Annotated in this window: 17 protein-coding genes; 5 read left to right on the top strand and 12 right to left on the bottom strand. The window is 70.8% G+C overall.

The features are described from left to right. Positions 1-12: 12 nt before the first annotated feature. From ACQPYZ_RS20660 to ACQPYZ_RS20650, 3 genes are all read right to left on the bottom strand, one after another. A complete protein-coding gene (locus ACQPYZ_RS20660) occupies positions 13-1,371 on the bottom strand; it encodes a hypothetical protein (protein WP_433158352.1) in 1,359 nt (452 codons plus the stop codon). Positions 1,372-1,506: 135 nt separating this feature from the next. Beyond that, positions 1,507-2,259, bottom strand: coding sequence for a hypothetical protein (locus ACQPYZ_RS20655; protein ID WP_433158349.1), 753 nt, complete (start codon positions 2,257-2,259; stop codon positions 1,507-1,509). Positions 2,260-2,314: 55 nt separating this feature from the next. Beyond that, positions 2,315-2,803 carry a hypothetical protein gene (locus ACQPYZ_RS20650; protein ID WP_433158346.1) on the bottom strand — a complete coding sequence of 163 codons (489 nt, stop codon included), beginning with the start codon at positions 2,801-2,803 and terminating at the stop codon, positions 2,315-2,317. A gap of 153 nt (positions 2,804-2,956) precedes the next feature. Between ACQPYZ_RS20650 and ACQPYZ_RS20645 the strand changes: the two genes are divergently transcribed. Continuing rightward, on the top strand, positions 2,957-3,181 hold the full coding sequence (locus ACQPYZ_RS20645) for a hypothetical protein (RefSeq protein ID WP_433158343.1): 225 nt from the start codon (positions 2,957-2,959) through the stop codon (positions 3,179-3,181). Here the strand turns inward: ACQPYZ_RS20645 and ACQPYZ_RS20640 are convergent. The 6 genes from ACQPYZ_RS20640 to ACQPYZ_RS20615 all read right to left on the bottom strand — a co-directional run bounded on the left by ACQPYZ_RS20640 (position 3,129) and on the right by ACQPYZ_RS20615 (position 9,460). After that, positions 3,129-3,377 carry a hypothetical protein gene (locus ACQPYZ_RS20640; RefSeq protein ID WP_433158340.1) on the bottom strand — a complete coding sequence of 83 codons (249 nt, stop codon included), beginning with the start codon at positions 3,375-3,377 and terminating at the stop codon, positions 3,129-3,131. The genes ACQPYZ_RS20645 and ACQPYZ_RS20640 overlap by 53 nt on opposite strands. Positions 3,378-3,492: 115 nt before the next feature. After that, positions 3,493-5,100: a SulP family inorganic anion transporter gene (locus ACQPYZ_RS20635; protein WP_433158337.1), complete on the bottom strand. Its 1,608-nt coding sequence runs from the start codon at positions 5,098-5,100 to the stop codon at positions 3,493-3,495. After that, a complete protein-coding gene (locus ACQPYZ_RS20630) occupies positions 5,097-7,418 on the bottom strand; it encodes an arylsulfatase (RefSeq protein WP_433158335.1) in 2,322 nt (773 codons plus the stop codon). The genes ACQPYZ_RS20635 and ACQPYZ_RS20630 overlap by 4 nt, the downstream gene beginning before the upstream one ends. A gap of 57 nt (positions 7,419-7,475) precedes the next feature. Then, the gene (locus ACQPYZ_RS20625) at positions 7,476-8,198 is read right to left on the bottom strand and encodes a ZIP family metal transporter (RefSeq protein WP_433158332.1); all 723 of its coding nucleotides are present in this window, start codon (positions 8,196-8,198) and stop codon (positions 7,476-7,478) included. Between the two features lie 21 nt (positions 8,199-8,219). Continuing rightward, positions 8,220-8,894, bottom strand: a complete 675-nt coding sequence (locus ACQPYZ_RS20620; protein ID WP_433158330.1) for a GAP family protein — start codon at positions 8,892-8,894, stop codon at positions 8,220-8,222. 20 nt (positions 8,895-8,914) lie between these two features. Then, positions 8,915-9,460 carry a potassium channel family protein gene (locus ACQPYZ_RS20615; protein WP_433158327.1) on the bottom strand — a complete coding sequence of 182 codons (546 nt, stop codon included), beginning with the start codon at positions 9,458-9,460 and terminating at the stop codon, positions 8,915-8,917. Positions 9,461-9,568: 108 nt separating this feature from the next. On the opposite strand from ACQPYZ_RS20615, the gene ACQPYZ_RS20610 reads away from it, so the two are divergent. Next, positions 9,569-10,414: a YhjD/YihY/BrkB family envelope integrity protein gene (locus ACQPYZ_RS20610; protein ID WP_433158324.1), complete on the top strand. Its 846-nt coding sequence runs from the start codon at positions 9,569-9,571 to the stop codon at positions 10,412-10,414. Between the two features lie 32 nt (positions 10,415-10,446). On the opposite strand, the gene ACQPYZ_RS20605 is transcribed toward ACQPYZ_RS20610, so the two are convergent. Next, positions 10,447-11,097 (bottom strand): neutral zinc metallopeptidase, encoded by a 651-nt coding sequence (locus ACQPYZ_RS20605; protein ID WP_433158322.1) that lies wholly within the window; start codon positions 11,095-11,097, stop codon positions 10,447-10,449. A gap of 20 nt (positions 11,098-11,117) precedes the next feature. Next, the gene (locus tag ACQPYZ_RS20600; protein ID WP_433158320.1) at positions 11,118-11,561 is read right to left on the bottom strand and encodes a DUF7144 family membrane protein; all 444 of its coding nucleotides are present in this window, start codon (positions 11,559-11,561) and stop codon (positions 11,118-11,120) included. A 148-nt stretch (positions 11,562-11,709) separates the two neighbouring features. On the opposite strand from ACQPYZ_RS20600, the gene ACQPYZ_RS20595 reads away from it, so the two are divergent. Beyond that, positions 11,710-12,177 carry a DUF6069 family protein gene (locus ACQPYZ_RS20595; protein ID WP_433158317.1) on the top strand — a complete coding sequence of 156 codons (468 nt, stop codon included), beginning with the start codon at positions 11,710-11,712 and terminating at the stop codon, positions 12,175-12,177. Continuing rightward, on the top strand, positions 12,134-12,853 hold the full coding sequence (locus tag ACQPYZ_RS20590) for a hypothetical protein (protein WP_433158314.1): 720 nt from the start codon (positions 12,134-12,136) through the stop codon (positions 12,851-12,853). The genes ACQPYZ_RS20595 and ACQPYZ_RS20590 overlap by 44 nt, the downstream gene beginning before the upstream one ends. Before the next feature lie 43 nt (positions 12,854-12,896). Here the strand turns inward: ACQPYZ_RS20590 and ACQPYZ_RS20585 are convergent, their stop codons facing one another. Continuing rightward, the gene (locus ACQPYZ_RS20585; protein WP_433158312.1) at positions 12,897-15,254 is read right to left on the bottom strand and encodes an arylsulfatase; all 2,358 of its coding nucleotides are present in this window, start codon (positions 15,252-15,254) and stop codon (positions 12,897-12,899) included. Between the two features lie 170 nt (positions 15,255-15,424). Here ACQPYZ_RS20585 and ACQPYZ_RS20580 point away from each other — a divergent pair, with 170 nt between their 5' ends. Continuing rightward, on the top strand, positions 15,425-17,110 hold the full coding sequence (locus tag ACQPYZ_RS20580) for a SulP family inorganic anion transporter (protein WP_433158309.1): 1,686 nt from the start codon (positions 15,425-15,427) through the stop codon (positions 17,108-17,110). The last annotated feature ends 3 nt before the right edge of the window (positions 17,111-17,113 follow it).

Below are 17,113 nucleotides of genomic sequence, written 5' to 3'. Positions count from 1 at the left end.
CCCGGGTGGGCGTCAGCCCGGCGCGTGCGCGGCGGGCTGCGGTGGCCGGGCGAGGAACTCGAGGATCGCGAGCACGACGACGGCCAGTACGGCGATCACGACCACGTCCCGGCCGGTCGGACGGTCCAGGAAGATGAACACCAGCGACGCCAGCGCGATCACCCCGAACCTGAGCACCTTGAGGTAGTCGTGCACCCAGGTGCCGACCGGCCCGGTGCGCAGACCCGCCTTCTCCCCGCCTTCGCGGAGTCGACGGATGCCGGCCGCGACGCCGTGGCGGGTCCGGACCGCGGTCACCGACGGACCGGAGAAGAACGCGGCCACCGCCACGACCAGGCCGAGCACCAGCACCATCCGCAGGCCGGTCCGCAGGTACCGGATCAGCGTGTCGAAGACCGAGGCCGCCGTCGTGGTCGACAGCACGTCCTCCGGGATCCGGGCGAGGTAGAGGTTGCGGCCGATCGCGAGCAGGACGGCGAGCAGCAGCATCGACCCGGCGATACCGAGCCCCGCGCCGACGAGCGCCCGGCGGTGCCGACGGGCGACGTAGACGCCGAGCCCGATCAGGACCACGGCGATCACCGGCAGCCAGGTCGCACTGCTCTCCAGGTACCGGTACGCCGTCTGGGCCGTGGCCAGGTCGCGCGAGGAGAACACCGCGAACTCCGGGCTGACGTTCGGGATCCGTTGGGCGGCGGTGAACCCGGAGTCGATCAGCCGCTGCTTGGCGGCCGCCACGAACGCGCCGAGGTCGACGCTGACGGTTCCTTCGCTGACCTGCACCGACCCGCCGCCCTCGCCGCTCAGCGCCCGCACCATCTCCTGGTGCGCGATCCGGTTGGCGCTCACCCAGGTGTCCTTGAAGGTGTCGCTCGCGACCACCTCGCCGACCTTGCCGCGGACGAAGTTGCGGACCGCGGTCGCCAGTGGGCCCGACAGGCCGCGCAACTGGGTCGACACCAGCGGTGGCAGGCCTTGGCGGGCGAGGACGTCGACGGCCTGGTTCGTCAGTCCGGCGACGTCGACGTACGTGAAGATCTCGGCGGTGATGCGGTCGGCCAGTGCGGTCTGCACGCCCGGGTCCGAGGCGAGCGGTGTGACCGTGGCGACGTACCGGTCGGTGTCCGTCACCTGGTTGCGGGCCCAGACGCCGACGACCGACAGCGGCACCAGGAGACAGCCCAGGAGGATGAGCAGGAAGGCAACGACCGATCGCCAGCCTGCGCGTGCCCGGCCGGGCTTGGCGGAGCTGTCGCGTTGGCGGTACGTCGCCAGCTCGGCACGGAGCCGTTGCAGTTCGGCCCGTTCGTCCTCGGCCAGGCCGCGGTCCGGCGGCGCGAGGCCGGTCTGGTTCTCGACCGAGTCAGTCATCTGCCGAGCCTCCCCAGCCCGGCCGCCACGTTCATCCCCCACCCCGGGTGATTCGTCCCGGATCACCCGCCCAGGGTGATCCCGCCCGCCCCACGCAGCCATCCCGGCTTCGCTGCGTGCGGTGAGCGCGTGCTCTCAGGCGACCGGCTGGGGGCCGAGGTGCTTGACGTAGAACTCCAGGGCGCGCCGGGTCTTCGGTTCCTGGGGGCCGGTGGCGGTCAGGCCGTGGGCGCGAACGAACTTCTCCCAGGCGACGACCGCCTCGAGCAGCGTGCGGGGGGTCGCCTTGGTGGACAGCTCGACCAAGGGGATCTCACCGGGATAGTGCCACTGCTCGATCGTCGAGCGCTGCGGGAAGCCGCCCGGCACGAACCTCAGCAGGACGACGACGATCGGGCCCAGCGGGTGCAGGTCCAGCCAGTCCACCCCGGGCGGCTTGCGGCCGGCGAAGAACGCCCGCTGCTCCTTGCTGAACAGAGGTTCCAGCCCTCCGTTGTCGCCGACGGCCGCACGGACCGCGCCGGCCTTGCGCCGGCCCTTCAGCGAGGCCGAGACGACGTACCCGCCGCGGGTGAGGTCCATCTCGAGCTTCAGGTTCCGCGAGTCGCGGACCGCCGGCGGCAGTTCGGCCGGTACGGCGGGTCGCGCCTTGACGACTGTGTCGTCGTCCTTGCCCTGCGTACGCCGTGCCCGCACGACGAGTCCGTGGTGGAACAGGGACAGGTCCGCGGTGTCGAAGAAGTACACCTCGCGAAGCACGGCGTCCATCACGTCCAGATGGAGACCGGCGAGCGCCATCCGCCGGTCGGCGGGCACGTTCAGCTTGAGCTCGACGCTCGGTACGCCGGTCAGCTGATCGAGCAGGTTCATCAGCTCGTCGCGGTCCACCGTCCCACCCTCGATCCGCAGGTGGACCGCAGGATCCCCCGGTGTGGGTGAGCTGTCAGTGGATGAGGACCTCGAGGACGACGATGGCGATGCCGCAGGCCGTGTTGACCAGGCCCGCGGTCAGCGCGGTCGGCCAGCTCCACCGCTGGCGGCGCGCGAACGTGATTCCCCAGCCGAGCAGCTGCAGGATGCCGATCCACAACGCGAGCCTGATGGTGACGGTCTCACCGAGGAGGCCGAGGGCACCGAGCGCCAGCACGGCCAGGCACGGCAGCGGACCGGTCACCAGCGGCCACTCCTCGGCCATCGCGCGCCTGATCGCCGCCCAGTCGAGGCGCTGGGCCGCGCGGAGGTGATGCTCGAGCGCGGCGGCGTACACGTGGGCGATCCAGAACACGCACAACGTGGCGAGGGTGACGAGCAGCAGCCGCCCGAGCCCGGTCCCGTGGGCACCGGCGGCGATCATCGCCATCGCCACGATGGTGCCGTAGATGGCGCCCGCGGAGTCCGAGGACCGGTGTGTCCCGGCCGTCGTCTCGGACATCGTCGCTCTCCCTCCGAGGACGTACGCCGGCGCGCATCGTCTTCCCGCGTAGGTATTCTCGGCCGGTCCCGGCGCGGACTGGTCCCCCAGGAAGGGTGATGCCGGGCCCCTGCCCACGCAGCAGAGTCGTCGTGTCGAGAAAGGGGCCGTCCGATGGGGCACTACGTCATCCGGGTGAAGGGCACCTTGTCCCGCGAGCTGACCGCCAACTTCCCATCGCTGACCGCGGACCGGGAGTCCGCGCAGACGGTGCTGCACGGCCATCTCGACGACCAGGCGGCCCTGGCCGGGCTGCTGAACCATCTGGACATGCTCGGGGTGGACATCATCGAGGTCCTGCAGGTGCCTCAGGACGACCATCGGCCGGCCGACGACTGACCGGCAGCCGGATGATCTCGAGGATGTCCACGCCGAGCAGGTCGAGGTGGTCGAGGACGCCGGTGAGATCGCCCTGGGCGGCGAGATGGCCGTGCAGCACCGTCTGCGCGGGCTCCTGCTCGGCCTTCAGGTTCGGGTAGGCGTCGGTCAGCTCGCGGGACAGGACGCCCTTCACCCGGATGACGTAGTGGCCCATCGATCCGCCCCTTTCACCACATCGTCCCGGCCGACTCTGAGGGCAGGGGAGACGACCTGCATCACCCTTCGCGGGCGACTCACCGACGGTTCCCGGACCGCTCCCCGGGGCGCGGTCATCGTGTCTCCTCCTCGTGCGCCGCCACCGCGTCGCCGACGGTCCGGAAGATCCGGACGCCGAGCGGACCGGAACCGGTCCACAGGTCGGTGCGCCCGAGGAGCTCCGCCGCCCGGCCGATCATCGCCTGCGGGCGCTCTGCCGCGGCGGCCACCCACAGCGCGATCCCCTGGTGGTGAAGGTCTTCCGCGAGTTCACCGAGCCGGTCGAGAGCGGTCACTTCGAGCTCGTTGACGGCACCGAGATCGAGCAGGACGACGTCCGGCGGCGAGGTCTGCGCGGCGGCCGCGGCCGCGATCCGCTGGCAGACCCGGCGGGCGTTGGCGAAGAAGAGCCGTCCTTCCGGCCGGACGACGAGCAGGCCGGGCGACCGCTCGGCCACCACGAGGTGCGGGTGGTCGAGCTCGTACAGTAGGACCAGCAACGAGATGATGACGGCCTCCAGCACCCCGCGCAGAACGCCGAGGAGTACGACGCCGACGAGCGCGACCAGCCCGAGCCAGAAGTCACGGTGCCGGATGGTGCGGATCCGTCGCAGCGGCGCGAGGTCGACCAGGCCGAGCGCGGCGACCAGGACGATCGCGCCGAGTACGGCCAGCGGAAGGTTCGCCAGCAGCGGTGCGAGCAGCGTCAGCGCGAGGATCGTGACTGCCGCGGTCACCGCACCGGCGATCCGCGTCCTCGCGCCGGCAGCGTCGTTCACCGCGGTCTGCGACGTACCGCCACCGGCCGGGTAGGCCTGGAAGAGGCCGGCGCCCAGGTTGGCGGCGCCGAGGGCGATCAACTCCCGGTCGGCGTCGACCGGTGGATCGGCCTTCGCCGCGAACGCCCGGGCGGCCGAGATGGACTCGATGAACGACATCAGCGCGATCCCGCACGCGGCCGGCAGCAGCGCCGCGACGGCGCCGGCGTCCGGCACCTCGGGCCTGGGCAACCCTCCGCTCACCGGTCCGACGACGGCGACGCCGTACTGCTCGAGGTCGGCGAGCGGCACGAGGGCGATCCCGAGGACCACGACGACGAGCGGACCGGGCAGTCGCGGCGTCCAGCGGCGCAGCGCGAGCAGGACGGCGAGTGCACCGCCCGCAAGCACGACGGTGGCCAGGTTCGCGTCACCGAGTTGGCGCAGCGCCGACCAGACCTGGGCGAGGAAGTTGTCGCCCTCGACCGGAACCGCGAGGACCTTGCCGAGTTGGCTGGCCGCGATCACCAGTCCCATGCCGGCCTTGAACCCGGCCAGGACGGGCGCGGAGATGAAGTCGGCCAGGAACCCCAGCTTCAGCAGGCCGGCGCCGAGCAGGATCACCCCGGCCAGCAGCGCCAGTAGCGCGGCGGTCGCGGCCGCCCGCGCCGGGTCGTCCGCGGCTCCGGCCTCGAGCAGTGCGGTCGCGGTGAGGATCGAGAGCGTCGACGTCGAGCTGACGCTGAGCGGCCGCGACGTGCCGAGCAGCGCGTAGACGAGCATCGGCACGATCGCGACGTACAGCCCGACCTGCACCGGCAGCCCGGCCAGCGACGCGTAGGCGACCGCCTGCGGGACGACCACCGCCGCGGTGGTCAGTCCCGCGAGCAGATCCGCGCGCAGCCAGGCCCGGTGGTAGCTCACTCGCGGGCGAGGATCGCGATCGCCTCGCGCTCCAGGTCGACGTACGTCTCCTCGCTGACGTCGATGCCGACGCCGAGGATGGTGCCGCCGGTGAAGCGGAACGGGCTCTCGTACTCCTGGCTGACGTTGTCCGCACTGTCGTAGCCGACGCAGAGGCCGTCACCGCACAGCGTGAACTTGCCGACCTGGGCGCGCATCGGGCCCTCGGCCGCCACCTGGTCGTCGACGTACAGCCTCGCTGTACCGAGGGACTCACCGTGCTCGCCGGCCCGCTCGCGGACGAACTCGACACCGAGCGCGTAGCTGCCCGGCGCCAGCTCACCGGACACCAGCGACTGCTCCGGCTTGATGCCGAGGAAGTTGTAGACGTAGTGCAGCCGGTTGTCCTTGACGAACAGGGTGTGCCCGCCGAACCGGGAACCGTGGGCGAAGATGACACCGGCCGCGTCGGCGCCGACCTCGACGTCGGCGATGATCTTGTACGAGCGTCCTCGGACGTTGACCGCGGCGCCTTCGGGGACCGCCGCGGTTCCCGGGTAGTAGACGTAGCGGGTGCGCGGCGGCTCAGAGGTGGGCCGTTCGACCGTGAGCAGTTCCCGCGCGGTGCGGTCGTCGAGCGGGAGCACGAGGTTCTTGTCGGCCTCGGCGAACCAGACGTCGATCAGCTCCCGCAGCTTCTCCGGGTGCTGCGCGGCGAGGTCCGTGGACTCCGACCGATCCTCGTCGACGTGGTAGAGCTCCCAGCGGTCCTGGTCGAAGTGCCCCTTGCCGGTGAGCGGAGCGTGCACGGCCGACGCCTTCCAGCCGTCCTGCCAGATCCCGCGGGTGCCGAGCATGGCGTAGTACTGGCGCTGCTTGGTGGTCGGCGCGTCCGCCGCGTCGAAGCTGTACCGCATCGAGACGCCGTCGAGTGGACGTTGCCGCACCCCGCGGTACTCGGCCGGCATCTCCAGTCCGACCGCGTCCAGGATCGTGGGCACGATGTCGGTGACGTGGTGGTACTGGTGCCGCAGCTCACCGCGGGCGCTGAAGCCGGCCGGCCAGTGGATCACCAGCGGGTCGCAGGTGCCGCCGGCGAACTGCGCGTAGCGCTTGAACATCTGGTACGGCGTACTGAAGGCGGCCGCCCACCCGGTCGGATAGTGGTTGTAGGTGTCCGGGCCGCCGAGGACGTCCAGGTACCTGAGATTCTCGGCGAGGTCGTCGGGGAAGCCGTTGAAGAACTTGTTCTCGTTCACCGAGCCGTTCGGACTGCCTTCACCGGACGCACCGTTGTCCGCGCAGTACATGACCAACGTGTTGTCCAGTTGGCCGGTCTGCTCGAGATAGTCGACGATCCGTCCGACCTGGACGTCGGTGTACTCGGAGAAGCCCGCGTACACCTCGGCCATCCGGGCGAAGAGCCGTTTCTCGTCGTCGTTCAGCGAGTCCCACGGCCGGACGGCGTCCGCGGGGTTGGCGTCGTCCTCGGGCAGCGGGTTGAGCTCCGTCAAGCGGGTTCCCTCCGGAAGGACGCCCTTGGCGATCATCCGGTCCAGGACCCACTGCCGGTACGCCTCGTAGCCGTCGTCGAAGGCGCCCTTGTACTTGTCGGCGTACTCCTGCGGGCTGTGGTGCGGGGCGTGGTTCGCGCCCGGGCAGAACCACAGGAACCACGGCTTGGACGGGTTCGCGGCCTGCTGGTCGCGGAGCATGCCGATCGCGCGGTCCGCCAGGTCCTTCGAGAGGTGGTAGCCGTCCTCGGGCCGGTACGGCTGCTCGACGAACCGGTGGTCCTCGATCAGGTCGGGGAACCAGTTGTTCGTCTCCCCGCCGATGAAGCCGTAGAACCGGTCGAACCCCTTCTGCAGCGGCCACTCCGACCGGCTGGCGCCGCTGGCGATGTCCTCCTCGGGCACGTTGTGGTTCTTGCCGAGGAAGTACGTGCTGTAGCCGTTCTCCTGGAGCACCTGGCCGATCGTGGCGCACTCCGCCGGCAGCCGGCCGGCCGCGCCCGGGAACCCGGTGGTGCCCTCCATGATGCAGGCGCACCGGTTGACGTGGTGGTTGCGGCCGGTCAGGAACACCGATCTGGTCGGCGAGCACAACGCGGTCGTGTGCCACTGGGTGTACGTCAACCCGTTCGCGGCCAGCCGGTCGAGTGTGGGCATGTTGATCCGCCCGCCGTACGTCGACCAGGCCGCCTGGCCGGTGTCGTCGTACAGCACGATCAGCACGTTCGGTGCCCCCTCGGGCGCGCGCTTGAGCTCGTACGGCGACCAGTCCTGGATCGAGTCCCGGACGTCGAGCTGGATGACACCTTCGAATTCTTTGGCCATGGGCCGATGCTCACCCGGTCGTGGGGGAGAGGCATCACCCGTCCTGGGTGGCAGCGGTCAGAGCGCCGACAGGGCGATGGAGACGGCGAAGCCGGTCACGACGAGCGGACCGGTCAGGACGCCTTCGACCTTGTAGGCCTCGGGCAGCAGCGTGTCGGCCAGCATCGCGAGCAGGGCTCCGGCGGCGAACGCCTGGACCAGCGCGCCGGTGCGCCCGCCCGCCGGATCCAGCAACACGTAGCCGGCCGCGGCGGAGAGCGCGGCCACCACGATCACCGCCGACCACATCAGCAGCACGTTCCGCTCGGTCCAGCCGGCCGACCTGAGACCGCTCGACGACGACATGCCTTCCGGGAGGTTGGACAGCAGGACACCGGCGAGCAGCGACACGCTCACCCCGCCCTGGAGCACCGTCAACCCGAGCACGAACGACTCCGGGATGCCGTCGAGCACCGAGCCCAGCACGATCGCCAGCGGAGATCCGGCAGCCTGCGCGCCGCCGGCGTCCTTCCGCTCGCCTCCACCGCGCCGGGTCAGCAACCAGTCCCCGAGGGCGAAGGCACCCGCGCCGACGAGCAGGAACAGCGCGACCGGCGCGACCGTCCGCGTCTCGAGGGCTTCGTCGATCAGCTCGAACGAGACCGAGCCGATCAGCAGTCCGGTGCCCACGGCCATCACGATCGCGATCGCTCGCCGGGACGGCGCCAGTTGATAGGCGATCAGCGCCCCGACGAGCAGGGCGGACGCGCCGAGCGCTCCCCAGAGGAAGGCGGCGGCCATGTCACGCCGTCCGGCGGGTGGTCATGTCAGTCCGGTGATCGCGTCACCGATCAGCTTCGTCCCGATCACCAGGCAGAGGACGGCCATGATGACGGCGTTGTGGGCGGCCATCCAGTCCTTCAGGCGGCCGAGCAGCTCCGCGGACCGTCGGCCCATCGCGACGTACAGTCCGACCGGCGCGCCGACACCGATCGTGCCGAGGACCGCGAAGACGCCGTAGGCAACGGCTTGCTGACCGGTGGAGATCCCGGTCTGGGCGACCGTCACGCCGGCGCTGATCGCGAGCAGCAGATTCTTCGGGTTGAGCCCGGCCAGGACAGCGCCGCCGCCGAAAGCCTTCCCCGGACCGAAGCGGTCGATCGCCGACATCCACTTCGGCAGCGACGCCTGCTCGCCGGCCTGCGGCCGGCCGCGGAACTGCCGGACCGCCACCAGCAGCAACAGCAGGCCGAGCACCAGCTTGAGCCAGCTCGCCCAGGCCGCCGGCTCGCCGTTCTCACTCGCGCCGGCCGGGTCGGCGACGGCCAGCACGATCGCGCCGATCACCGCCAGCCCGAGCAGCCAGCCGACGACGAAGGCGAGGCCGTTGGACCCGGCTCTCGGGGTGGTCAGCATCAGTACGACCGCGATGATCGGCACCGGACTGAGCGCCACGCCCACGGCCAGCGGCAGGATCTGACCGATCGCCTCACCCATCGCCGCCTCCGCTCCGAGCCTCAGCGATCACCGTGCGTCCGCCGCGGCGGGCCGTCGTCATCCGGTCCGGGTGAGCCCCGCCGGGTCGCGCGGCGCCGGACCTGGCCGGACACCACCGACACGAGCGCGCCGACGAACACGAGGTTGAACGCCATCTGGACCAGGACCATCACCCGCGCGACCTGGCCGTCGGCGTGCACATCGCCGTACCCGACGGTCGTCATCGTCGTGACGGTGAAGTACAGCGCGTCCGTCCGGGTCTCCAGGCCGACGACCTGCCCGGGACGGGACTGCTCGAGGGCGTAGAAGCCGTAGGCGAAGACCACGACGACGAGCTCGAGCAGGATCACCAGACTCGGCAGTGCGACGTCCTCGTCGCCGCGCAGCTGCCGCCGGACCTGGCCCGCGATGGCCCAGCCGAGGACCGCGACCGCGGCCGTCGTCGACAGCATGCCGAGGACGAAGCCCGCGTCGGACGCGATGCCGCTCGGCACCGCGTAGTACGCCACGACCAGACCGGCGAAGCTGATGATCGGGCGTCGCCACCTCGACGTCGTCTCGTGCACGGCATGCCTCCACCCGGAGGCTGTCCAGCATCGGCGGCCGGACTCCGGCGCCCCTCACCCGCGGTGGATGAGTACGGCGGTGTGCGCAGCGCCCTAGGGTCGGACGTCATGAGCGGCAGCTGGGCGGACCGCCCACTGGTCCGGCGCGCCCGTGGGCTGGTGGAGAACAGCATCCTCTGGCGGATCGTCGTCGCTGCCCTCGAGATCAGGCTCTACGACCGCGCGTTGACGATCGCGGGCAAGGCGTTCATCGCCCTGGTGCCGCTGCTGATCGTGCTGGCGACCTTGCTCAGCACCTCCGACTCGCAGGCGATCGGCAACTGGCTGATCGGCAAGTTCGAGCTCAGCGGTGCGTCCGCGGACGCCGTCCGGCAGCTCTTCGGCCGGCCGCCGTCGGCGACCGGTGGCCTGACCGTGCTCAGCGTGCTCACCGTGCTGGTGTCGGCGAGCAGTTTCGCGCGGTCGATCCAGCGGACCTACGAGATGGCGTGGAAGCTGCCGGCCACGGGGCGGCGGCGGACGATCGCGGGCATCCAGGGCGCTGTCGTCCTGCTCGTCATCCTGGCCGCGCTGGCGTACGTCGCCAGCCTCGCCGACAACCTGCCAGGCGGCCGGCTGGTGACGTTGACCGGCCAGCTGGTCGCGGCCGTCCCCGCGTGGTGGCTGGCGAGCCGGCTGTTGCTGAGCCGCCGGGTCGCCTGGCACCTGCTGTTGCCCGGGGCCACGATCAGCGCGGTCGCCCAGGTGGCCGTGAGCGCGGTCGGCTCGACGTACGTGCCGTACCTGATCGAGCGCAACACCGACAGGTACGGCGTGATCGGGGTCGCGATCGCCCTGATCTCCTGGCTGGTCATCCTGGCCCTCGTCATCGTCGCCTCGGCCGTCGTCGGGGCCCAGCTCGGTGCCGCGCTCGCCGCGCGCGAGGCCCGGCGCGACGAGGCTCGAACCCCTTGACCTGCCGCAGTGTTCAGCGTCGGCGCGCAGGCTCAGGACGTGCAGGCGCGGACACCACCGGCGGTGCCGGCGTTGAAGGCGGCGGTCCGTTCGCGGGCGTTGCCGTGGTCGCTCTCGTCGGTCCACGGGTAGTCGTCGGCGACCGCCGCCAGCGTCTGCCCGATCTCCTCGCTGTCACCGGGCTCGAACACGATCAGCCCGTCGTCGGCCGCGCCCTGCAGCGCGGCGCCGGCCAGGCAGTCCGCCTGCAACTCGGCCGCGACCGAGACCCGGTCCGCGGACAGGCGGGCCTGGATCGCATGGCCCCACTCGTGCGCGATGATCAGGTAGATCCACGAGTCCCCGATCTGGCTGTACCCGGACGCCATCAGGTTGTCGTCCCAGGCGAGGAAGTCGCCCGGCAGGCAGTAGAACGCGTTGTACGGCACCGAGGGCTGACCGGCACAGCTCGGCCCGTTGTTGCCGGTGTAACCGCCGGCCACCCGCGGACTCTGGTAGGGCCGCCCGGTCAATTCGGTGAAGTGCGTACGCCAGAACGTGTCCACGGCCGACACGGCGGTCGACTCGTCCTGCTGCAACGTCTCGGCGGGTACGGCGTCCACCCGGCCGGTGACCGTGTCGGGTACCGCCGGCGGCGACGCGTCGCACCCGAGCAGCACGCCCAGCGCCACCGCCGCTGCCACCGCGGTCCTGCTGCGGCGCGTCAAAACTCTCGGATCTCGCGGCCGTGGACGACGAGTGCGTAGATCACGAAGATGTCGAGCGCGATCACGATCGTGGTCCAGAACGGATGAGCTGTCAGGAAGGCGAAGTTCACCACCGCGCTGATCGTCACCACCACGACGCCGACGACCCGGGCCCAGGTCTGACCGGCGATCGCCCCGGCCCCGGTGGCGACCACGACCAGCCCGATGGCGAGGTGGATCCAGCCCCAGGCGGTGTAGTCGATGTCGACCACCAGCCCCTCGGGCCCGACCAGGTAGTAGTCGTCCCGGAACAGCGCCACCAGGCCGGCGATGATGCTGAAGAACCCGTCGATGAGCATCAGGGTCCCGGCGAAGATGATCCAGCCGATCCAGCCGGTCACCTCGGGCGACTCGAACCCGGAGGTGTCGACCGCGTCGCTGCCGTGCCGCATCTCGGTCATCTCTGGCTCCCTGTGGACAAAGGTGAGGTACCGGCCTCCAGCGTCGGGCGATTCGGCCCGGCCGACTTCCTCCACAGAGGGTGATGACCGTCCGGCCGGTGCCGACCAGGCTCGGAGGGACGATGCGCCGACGGAGGGAGCTTTGCTGATGACGATGCCGCCCCCGCAAGGTGGTCCGAACACGGGTGCCATGCTCGACAGCGGCCGGCTGTGGGCGGGTGGGCTGGCGACGGCCGTCGTCGCCGCACTGATCGCCATCGTCGGGATCCTGCTCGCGCGTGGTGTCTTCGACGTTCCCGTGCTGGCTCCCGAGGGCGAAGGGGTCTGGGGAGATGCGGATACGGCGACGTACACCGTCTGCTCGGCCTTCGCGGCCGTGGTGGCCACCGGGCTTCTGCACCTGCTGCTGGTGACCGCTCCGGGGCCACTCCGCTTCTTCGGCTGGATCCTTGCGCTGGCCACGGTCGCCGCTGCCGTCGCGCCGTTCGCGGCCGCCGGCTCGACCTCCTCGAAGGTCGCGACCGCGTTGATCAACGTGGCCCTGGGACTCGCGATCTGGATGCTGCTGACCGGTGCCGCCCGCGCAGCCACGCGCGGGCGGCGACCCGGCGTGTGACGGCGGCCTGACCATGCCGCCCGAACCGTCGGAGGACCGAGACCCGCTGCCTGACAGCGAGTCGCGCACCGAGTGGCGGGACCTGCTGGCGATCGTCGTCCTGTCGGTGACCGCGATCCTGACCGCCTGGACGGGTTTCGAGAGCGCGAAGTGGGGTGGCGCGATGTCGATCGCGTTCTCGGAGGCGTCGTCCGCCCGGATCGAGGCCGTCAAGCTGGAGGGCACGGCCGACCGGAAGCTGTCCGTCCAGGTCTCGCTGTTCACCCAGTGGCTGCAGGCCTATCAGGACGGCGACCAGGAGCTGTCCGCCTTCCTCGCCGCCCGGTTCCCCGAACCGTTGGCGACAGCCTTCCGCGAGTGGCTCGCGTCCCGGCCGCTGCAGAACGCGGACGCTGCCGAGACGCCGTTCGACCTGCCGGGGTACGTGATCCCCGAGCAGCAGCAGGCCCAGCAGGCGGACGCACGGGCCGACCAGAAGTTCTCCGACGCGCTGCGCAACAACCAGCAGAGTGACGACTACACCATCCTCACGGTCGGCTTCGCGACGGTGCTGTTCTTCGCCGCGCTCTCCGGACGCGTGCGCAGCAACCGGGTGTCCTGGCTCCTGCTGACCCTGGCCGGCGCGGGGCTGCTGGTTCTCGGCGGGGTGCTCCTCTCGTTCCCGCGGCTGCTCTAGTCAGCGGACCGGGCGTTTCTAGCCAGCGGACCGGGCGTTCCGGTCAGTCCATCCGGGTGGCGAGCTCGAGCCGGTCCATCCCCGACGGCTCGGTGAAGTCGCCGAACTCGAAGCGCACCGATGCGATCGTGCCGGTGAACGGGAACAGGCCGCGGTCGGCGTACGCGTCACAGACCGGGGACCGGCTGTCCTGGCCGACGTCGAAGCACTCGGTCCCGCAGCGCATCGGGATCTGGCGGGTGACGCGGGTCTCGGCGACCTGCTCGTCGTCGACGAACAGTTGCGCGGTCGCCGGGCAGCCCGGTACCGGTTCGTCCGGCCGGAAGTCGAGCACGACGGTGTGTTTGCCGGCGGTCAGCGGTGAACCGGCCGCGGCGTCGTAGCGTTCCAGGCCGAAGTAGTTGTAGTGGTAGCGGACCCGGCCGTCCTGGACGAACACCGCGAACCCGGCCGCGTCGCCGCCGACCGCGAACAGCACACCCTCGGCCCCGCCGTCCGGGACCTCGACCGGCACGGTCATCCGGAACGGGACCCCGATGAGCTTCGGACCCGATCCCTCGGGCTGACGCACCATGCCCGGGTACAGGGTGACGTCCTTGCGGCCGAAGAAGAAGCTCGGGCGCAAGGTGACGTCGAGGCGCTCGGCGAAGCGGTCGTCGAGCGGGAGGACGTCGTACTTCGCGGCCTCGGCAAGGAACATGTCCTGCAGTTCCCGCAGCTTCTTCGGCTCCTGCGCGGCCAGGTCGACCGCCTGGCTGAAGTCGTCGACGAGATGGTAGAGCTCCCACTGGTCGTCGTCGAACGACCAACTGCCGGAGGTCTCCCACGGCAGCCGTCCGTGCCGGCAGCTCGCGATCCAGCCGTCGTGGTACATCGCCCGGTTGCCCAGCATCTCGAAGTACTGCGTGGTGTGCCGGCTCGGCGCGTCCGCGTTCTCGGTGGCGAACGTGTAGGCCAGGCTGGTGCCCTCGATCGGGCGCTGGATGGAGCCGTTCACCGAGACCGGTTCGCGGATGCCGACGATCTCGAGCAGGGTCGGCAGGACGTCGATGACGTGGTGGAACTGCGACCGGACGGCGCCGTGGTCGGTGATCCGCTCGGGCCAGGACACGATCATGCTGTTCCGGGTGCCGCCGAAGTGGGACGCCACCTGCTTGGTCCACTGGAACGGGGTGTCGCCGGCGTGCGCCCAGCCGACGGCGTAGTGCGGCGACGTCCCCGGCAGGCCCCACCGATCGAGGAAGCCGATCGCTTCGGCCATCGTCGGCTGCTGACCGTTGAGACTCATGATCTCGTTGGGGGTGCCGACCAGGGATCCCTCGCCGGAGGAGCCGTTGTCGCCGAGGATGTAGACGACGATCGTGTTGTCCAGCTCACCGAGCTCGTCGAACGCGTCCACGACGCGTCCGACCTCGTAGTCGGTGTGCTCCAGGAAGTCGGCGAAGTTCTCCGCCTGCCGGGTGAAAAGCCTGCGGTGGTCCTCGGGCTGGCTGTCCCAGGACGGGATCTGCTCCGGCCGCTCGGTCAGCCGGGTCCCGGGGGGTACGACGCCCAGGCGGAGCTGGTTCTCGTGCACGGTCCGGCGGTACTCGTCCCACCCGAGGTCGAACCGGCCGGCGTTGCGGCCGCGCCAGTCGAGCGGTGGCTGGTGCGGTGCGTGCGCGGCGCCGGTCGAGAAGTAGGCGAAGACCGGGCGGTGCTCCGCGATCGCCTTCTGTTCGCGGACCCAGGAGATGCAGTCGTCGGCGAGGTCCCGGGTCAGCTGATAGCCGTCCTCCGGCCGGGCCGGTGCCTCGACCGGCGTGGTGCCGCGGATCAGCGACGGGAAGAACTGGTCGGTCTCCCCGGAGATGAAACCGTAGAAGTAGTCGAAGCCCTGGCTCGTCGGCCAGTTGTCGAACGGTCCCGCCGAGCTCGTCTGGTTGTCGGGCACGTTGTGGTTCTTGCCCCACCAGCCGCACGTGTAGCCGGCCTGCTTCAGCAACTCGCCCATCGTGGCGCAGCTCTTCGGGATGATGCCGCTGTAGCCGGGGTAGCCGGTGGCCATCTCCTGGATGACACCGGTGGCGACCGTGTGGTGGTTGCGGCCGGTCAGCAGTGCCGCGCGGGTCGGCGAGCACAGCGCGGTGGTGTGGAATTGGTTGTAGAACAGCCCGCGGTCCCGGAGCCGCTCGGCGGTCGGCATCCGGACCAGGCCGCCGTTCACACTCGGCCAGCCGAACCCGACGTCGTCGAGGAGCACCAGGAGGATGTTGGGCGCGTGCTCGGGAGCCTCGCGCGGCGGCGGGAAGTCGGGCTCGGAGTCGACGGCGTACGTGCTGATCCGGGCGTTCGGGTACGTCCACTCCGGCTCGGGCAGGTGGTAGCGGTCGAGGTGGATCGGGAAATCGTCGGCGGCCATACCGAGAAGCCTCGGCGGACCGTTCGTACGGCGCGTCATCCACCGTGGATGAAGCCACCTCGGCACGGCCCATGGCAACGCTCCGCGAGAACGTCACCCGGCCTGGGTGAGTTCGGGGCCACCGGGTTCCGCGACTCTCGGAACAGCCGACGGTGGACCGGAGGAGACGCGTGCTGACCTCGATCGTGTTCCGGTCTCTGCGCGGCTACCGCCCCCGGTGGATCCGGGCGGACGTCGTCGCCGGCCTGACCGTCTGGGCGGTCCTCGTGCCGGAGAGCCTCGCCTATGCGTCCATCGCGGGCGTCTCGCCGGTGGTCGGCCTGTACGCCGCGCCGGCCGCGCTGATCCTGTACGCGGCGTTCGGTAGCTCGCGTCACCTGGTGGTCGGGCCGATGTCGGCCACCGCGGCCCTGTCGGCGGCCACCGTCGCCGGCCTCGGACAGCGGGACGCCGATCCTGCTCAGCTGACGGTCGCGCTCGCCCTGGTGACCGGTGTGGTCGCCGTACTCGCCGGGCTGCTGCGGCTGGGCTTCCTGGCCGGGTTCATCTCCGAGCCGGTGCTCAAGGGGTTCATCGTCGGGCTGGCCTTGACCATCATCGCCGGCCAGTTGCCGAAGCTGTTCGGGGTCGAGGGTGGCGAGGGGAACTTCTTCGAGAAGCTCTGGCACCTGGTCACCGAGCTGGGCGAGACGAACGGCTGGACCCTCGGCGTCGGCCTGGCGTCGCTGGCCGTCGTGCTGGCGATGCAGCGGTACGTTCCCCTGCTACCGGCCTCGCTGGTCGCCGTCGCCGCGGGCGTCGTCGCCGTCGTCGTACTCGGCCTGGAGGACAAGGGCGTCGAGGTGGTCGGGAACATCGACGGCGGCCTGCCGGCGTTCGGTCTGCCGGACGTCGGTGCGAGTGACTACCTCGCGCTGGTCGCCGGGGCGGTCGGGATCACGTTGGTCGGGTTCGCCGAGGGGCTCGGTGCGGCCAAGACCTACGCGTCCAGGGCGGGGTACGACATCACGCCGGACCGGGAGCTGATCGGGCTGGGCGCGGCCAACCTCGGCGCCGGCCTGTCCTCGGGGATGGTCGTGAACGGCAGCCTGTCCAAGACCGCCGTCAACGGCGGCGCCGGAGCGCGTACGCAGGTCTCGGGTCTCGTCGTCGCCGGGCTCACGGTGGTCACGCTGCTCTTCCTCACCGGCCTGTTCGAGCAGCTTCCCGAGGCGACCCTCGGTGCGGTCGTGATCGCCGCGGTCATCGAGCTGGTCGACGTCCGGTCGCTGACCGGCCTGTACCGCGTATGGACGCGCCGGCTCGGGTCGATCTACGGGATCGCCGCGCGGGCCGACTTCACCGCCGCGATCGCCGCGCTCGTCGGCGTACTGCTGTTCGACACGTTGCCCGGGCTCTTCATCGGCATCGCGGTGTCGATGCTGCTTCTGCTCTACCGGACGTCCCGGCCCAACCTGGCGGTGCTCGGCCGGTCCGGCGGTGTCTGGGCCGACCGGGCCCGGCACCCGGATGCGTCCACCGAGCCGGGGATCGTGGTGGTCCGGGTGGAGAGCGGGCTGTTCTTCGCGAACGCCGACCGGGTCCGCGAACAAGTACGGGCGCTCGTCGCGCGGCATCCTGTCCGGGTCGTGGTGCTGGACGCGGAGACCGTGCCCTTCGTCGACGTGACGGCCGCCCGGATGCTCGCCGACCTGTCCCGGGACCTCTCTCGCGACGGCGTGACGCTGGTGATCGCCCGCGATGTCGGCCAGGTCCGCGACCTGCTGCACCAGGCTGATCCCGGCAGCGGGACCACCCAGGTCTTCCGCACGGTCGGCGACGCGGTCGACGCCGCCCGCGAGCACCGGATCAGCTGACGC

It is taken from the genome of Kribbella sp. CA-247076 (assembly GCF_050942445.1).
Lineage (GTDB): Bacteria > Actinomycetota > Actinomycetes > Propionibacteriales > Kribbellaceae > Kribbella.
Note: the sequence above shows the minus strand (reverse complement) of the source record. Positions and strands in the feature narration are given on the sequence as shown.

Excerpts from the sequence above, each read along its gene's own strand:
- ACQPYZ_RS20660 (WP_433158352.1), bottom strand. The coding sequence starts at position 1,371 with ATGACTGACTCGGTCGAGAACCAGACCGGCCTCGCGCCGCCGGACCGC.
- ACQPYZ_RS20650 (WP_433158346.1), bottom strand. The coding sequence starts at position 2,803 with ATGTCCGAGACGACGGCCGGGACACACCGGTCCTCGGACTCCGCGGGC.
- ACQPYZ_RS20645 (WP_433158343.1), top strand. The coding sequence starts at position 2,957 with ATGGGGCACTACGTCATCCGGGTGAAGGGCACCTTGTCCCGCGAGCTG.
- ACQPYZ_RS20640 (WP_433158340.1), bottom strand. The coding sequence starts at position 3,377 with ATGGGCCACTACGTCATCCGGGTGAAGGGCGTCCTGTCCCGCGAGCTG.
- ACQPYZ_RS20630 (WP_433158335.1), bottom strand. The coding sequence starts at position 7,418 with ATGGCCAAAGAATTCGAAGGTGTCATCCAGCTCGACGTCCGGGACTCG.
- ACQPYZ_RS20625 (WP_433158332.1), bottom strand. The coding sequence starts at position 8,198 with ATGGCCGCCGCCTTCCTCTGGGGAGCGCTCGGCGCGTCCGCCCTGCTC.
- ACQPYZ_RS20620 (WP_433158330.1), bottom strand. The coding sequence starts at position 8,894 with ATGGGTGAGGCGATCGGTCAGATCCTGCCGCTGGCCGTGGGCGTGGCG.
- ACQPYZ_RS20610 (WP_433158324.1), top strand. The coding sequence starts at position 9,569 with ATGAGCGGCAGCTGGGCGGACCGCCCACTGGTCCGGCGCGCCCGTGGG.
- ACQPYZ_RS20600 (WP_433158320.1), bottom strand. The coding sequence starts at position 11,561 with ATGACCGAGATGCGGCACGGCAGCGACGCGGTCGACACCTCCGGGTTC.
- ACQPYZ_RS20595 (WP_433158317.1), top strand. The coding sequence starts at position 11,710 with ATGACGATGCCGCCCCCGCAAGGTGGTCCGAACACGGGTGCCATGCTC.
- ACQPYZ_RS20585 (WP_433158312.1), bottom strand. The coding sequence starts at position 15,254 with ATGGCCGCCGACGATTTCCCGATCCACCTCGACCGCTACCACCTGCCC.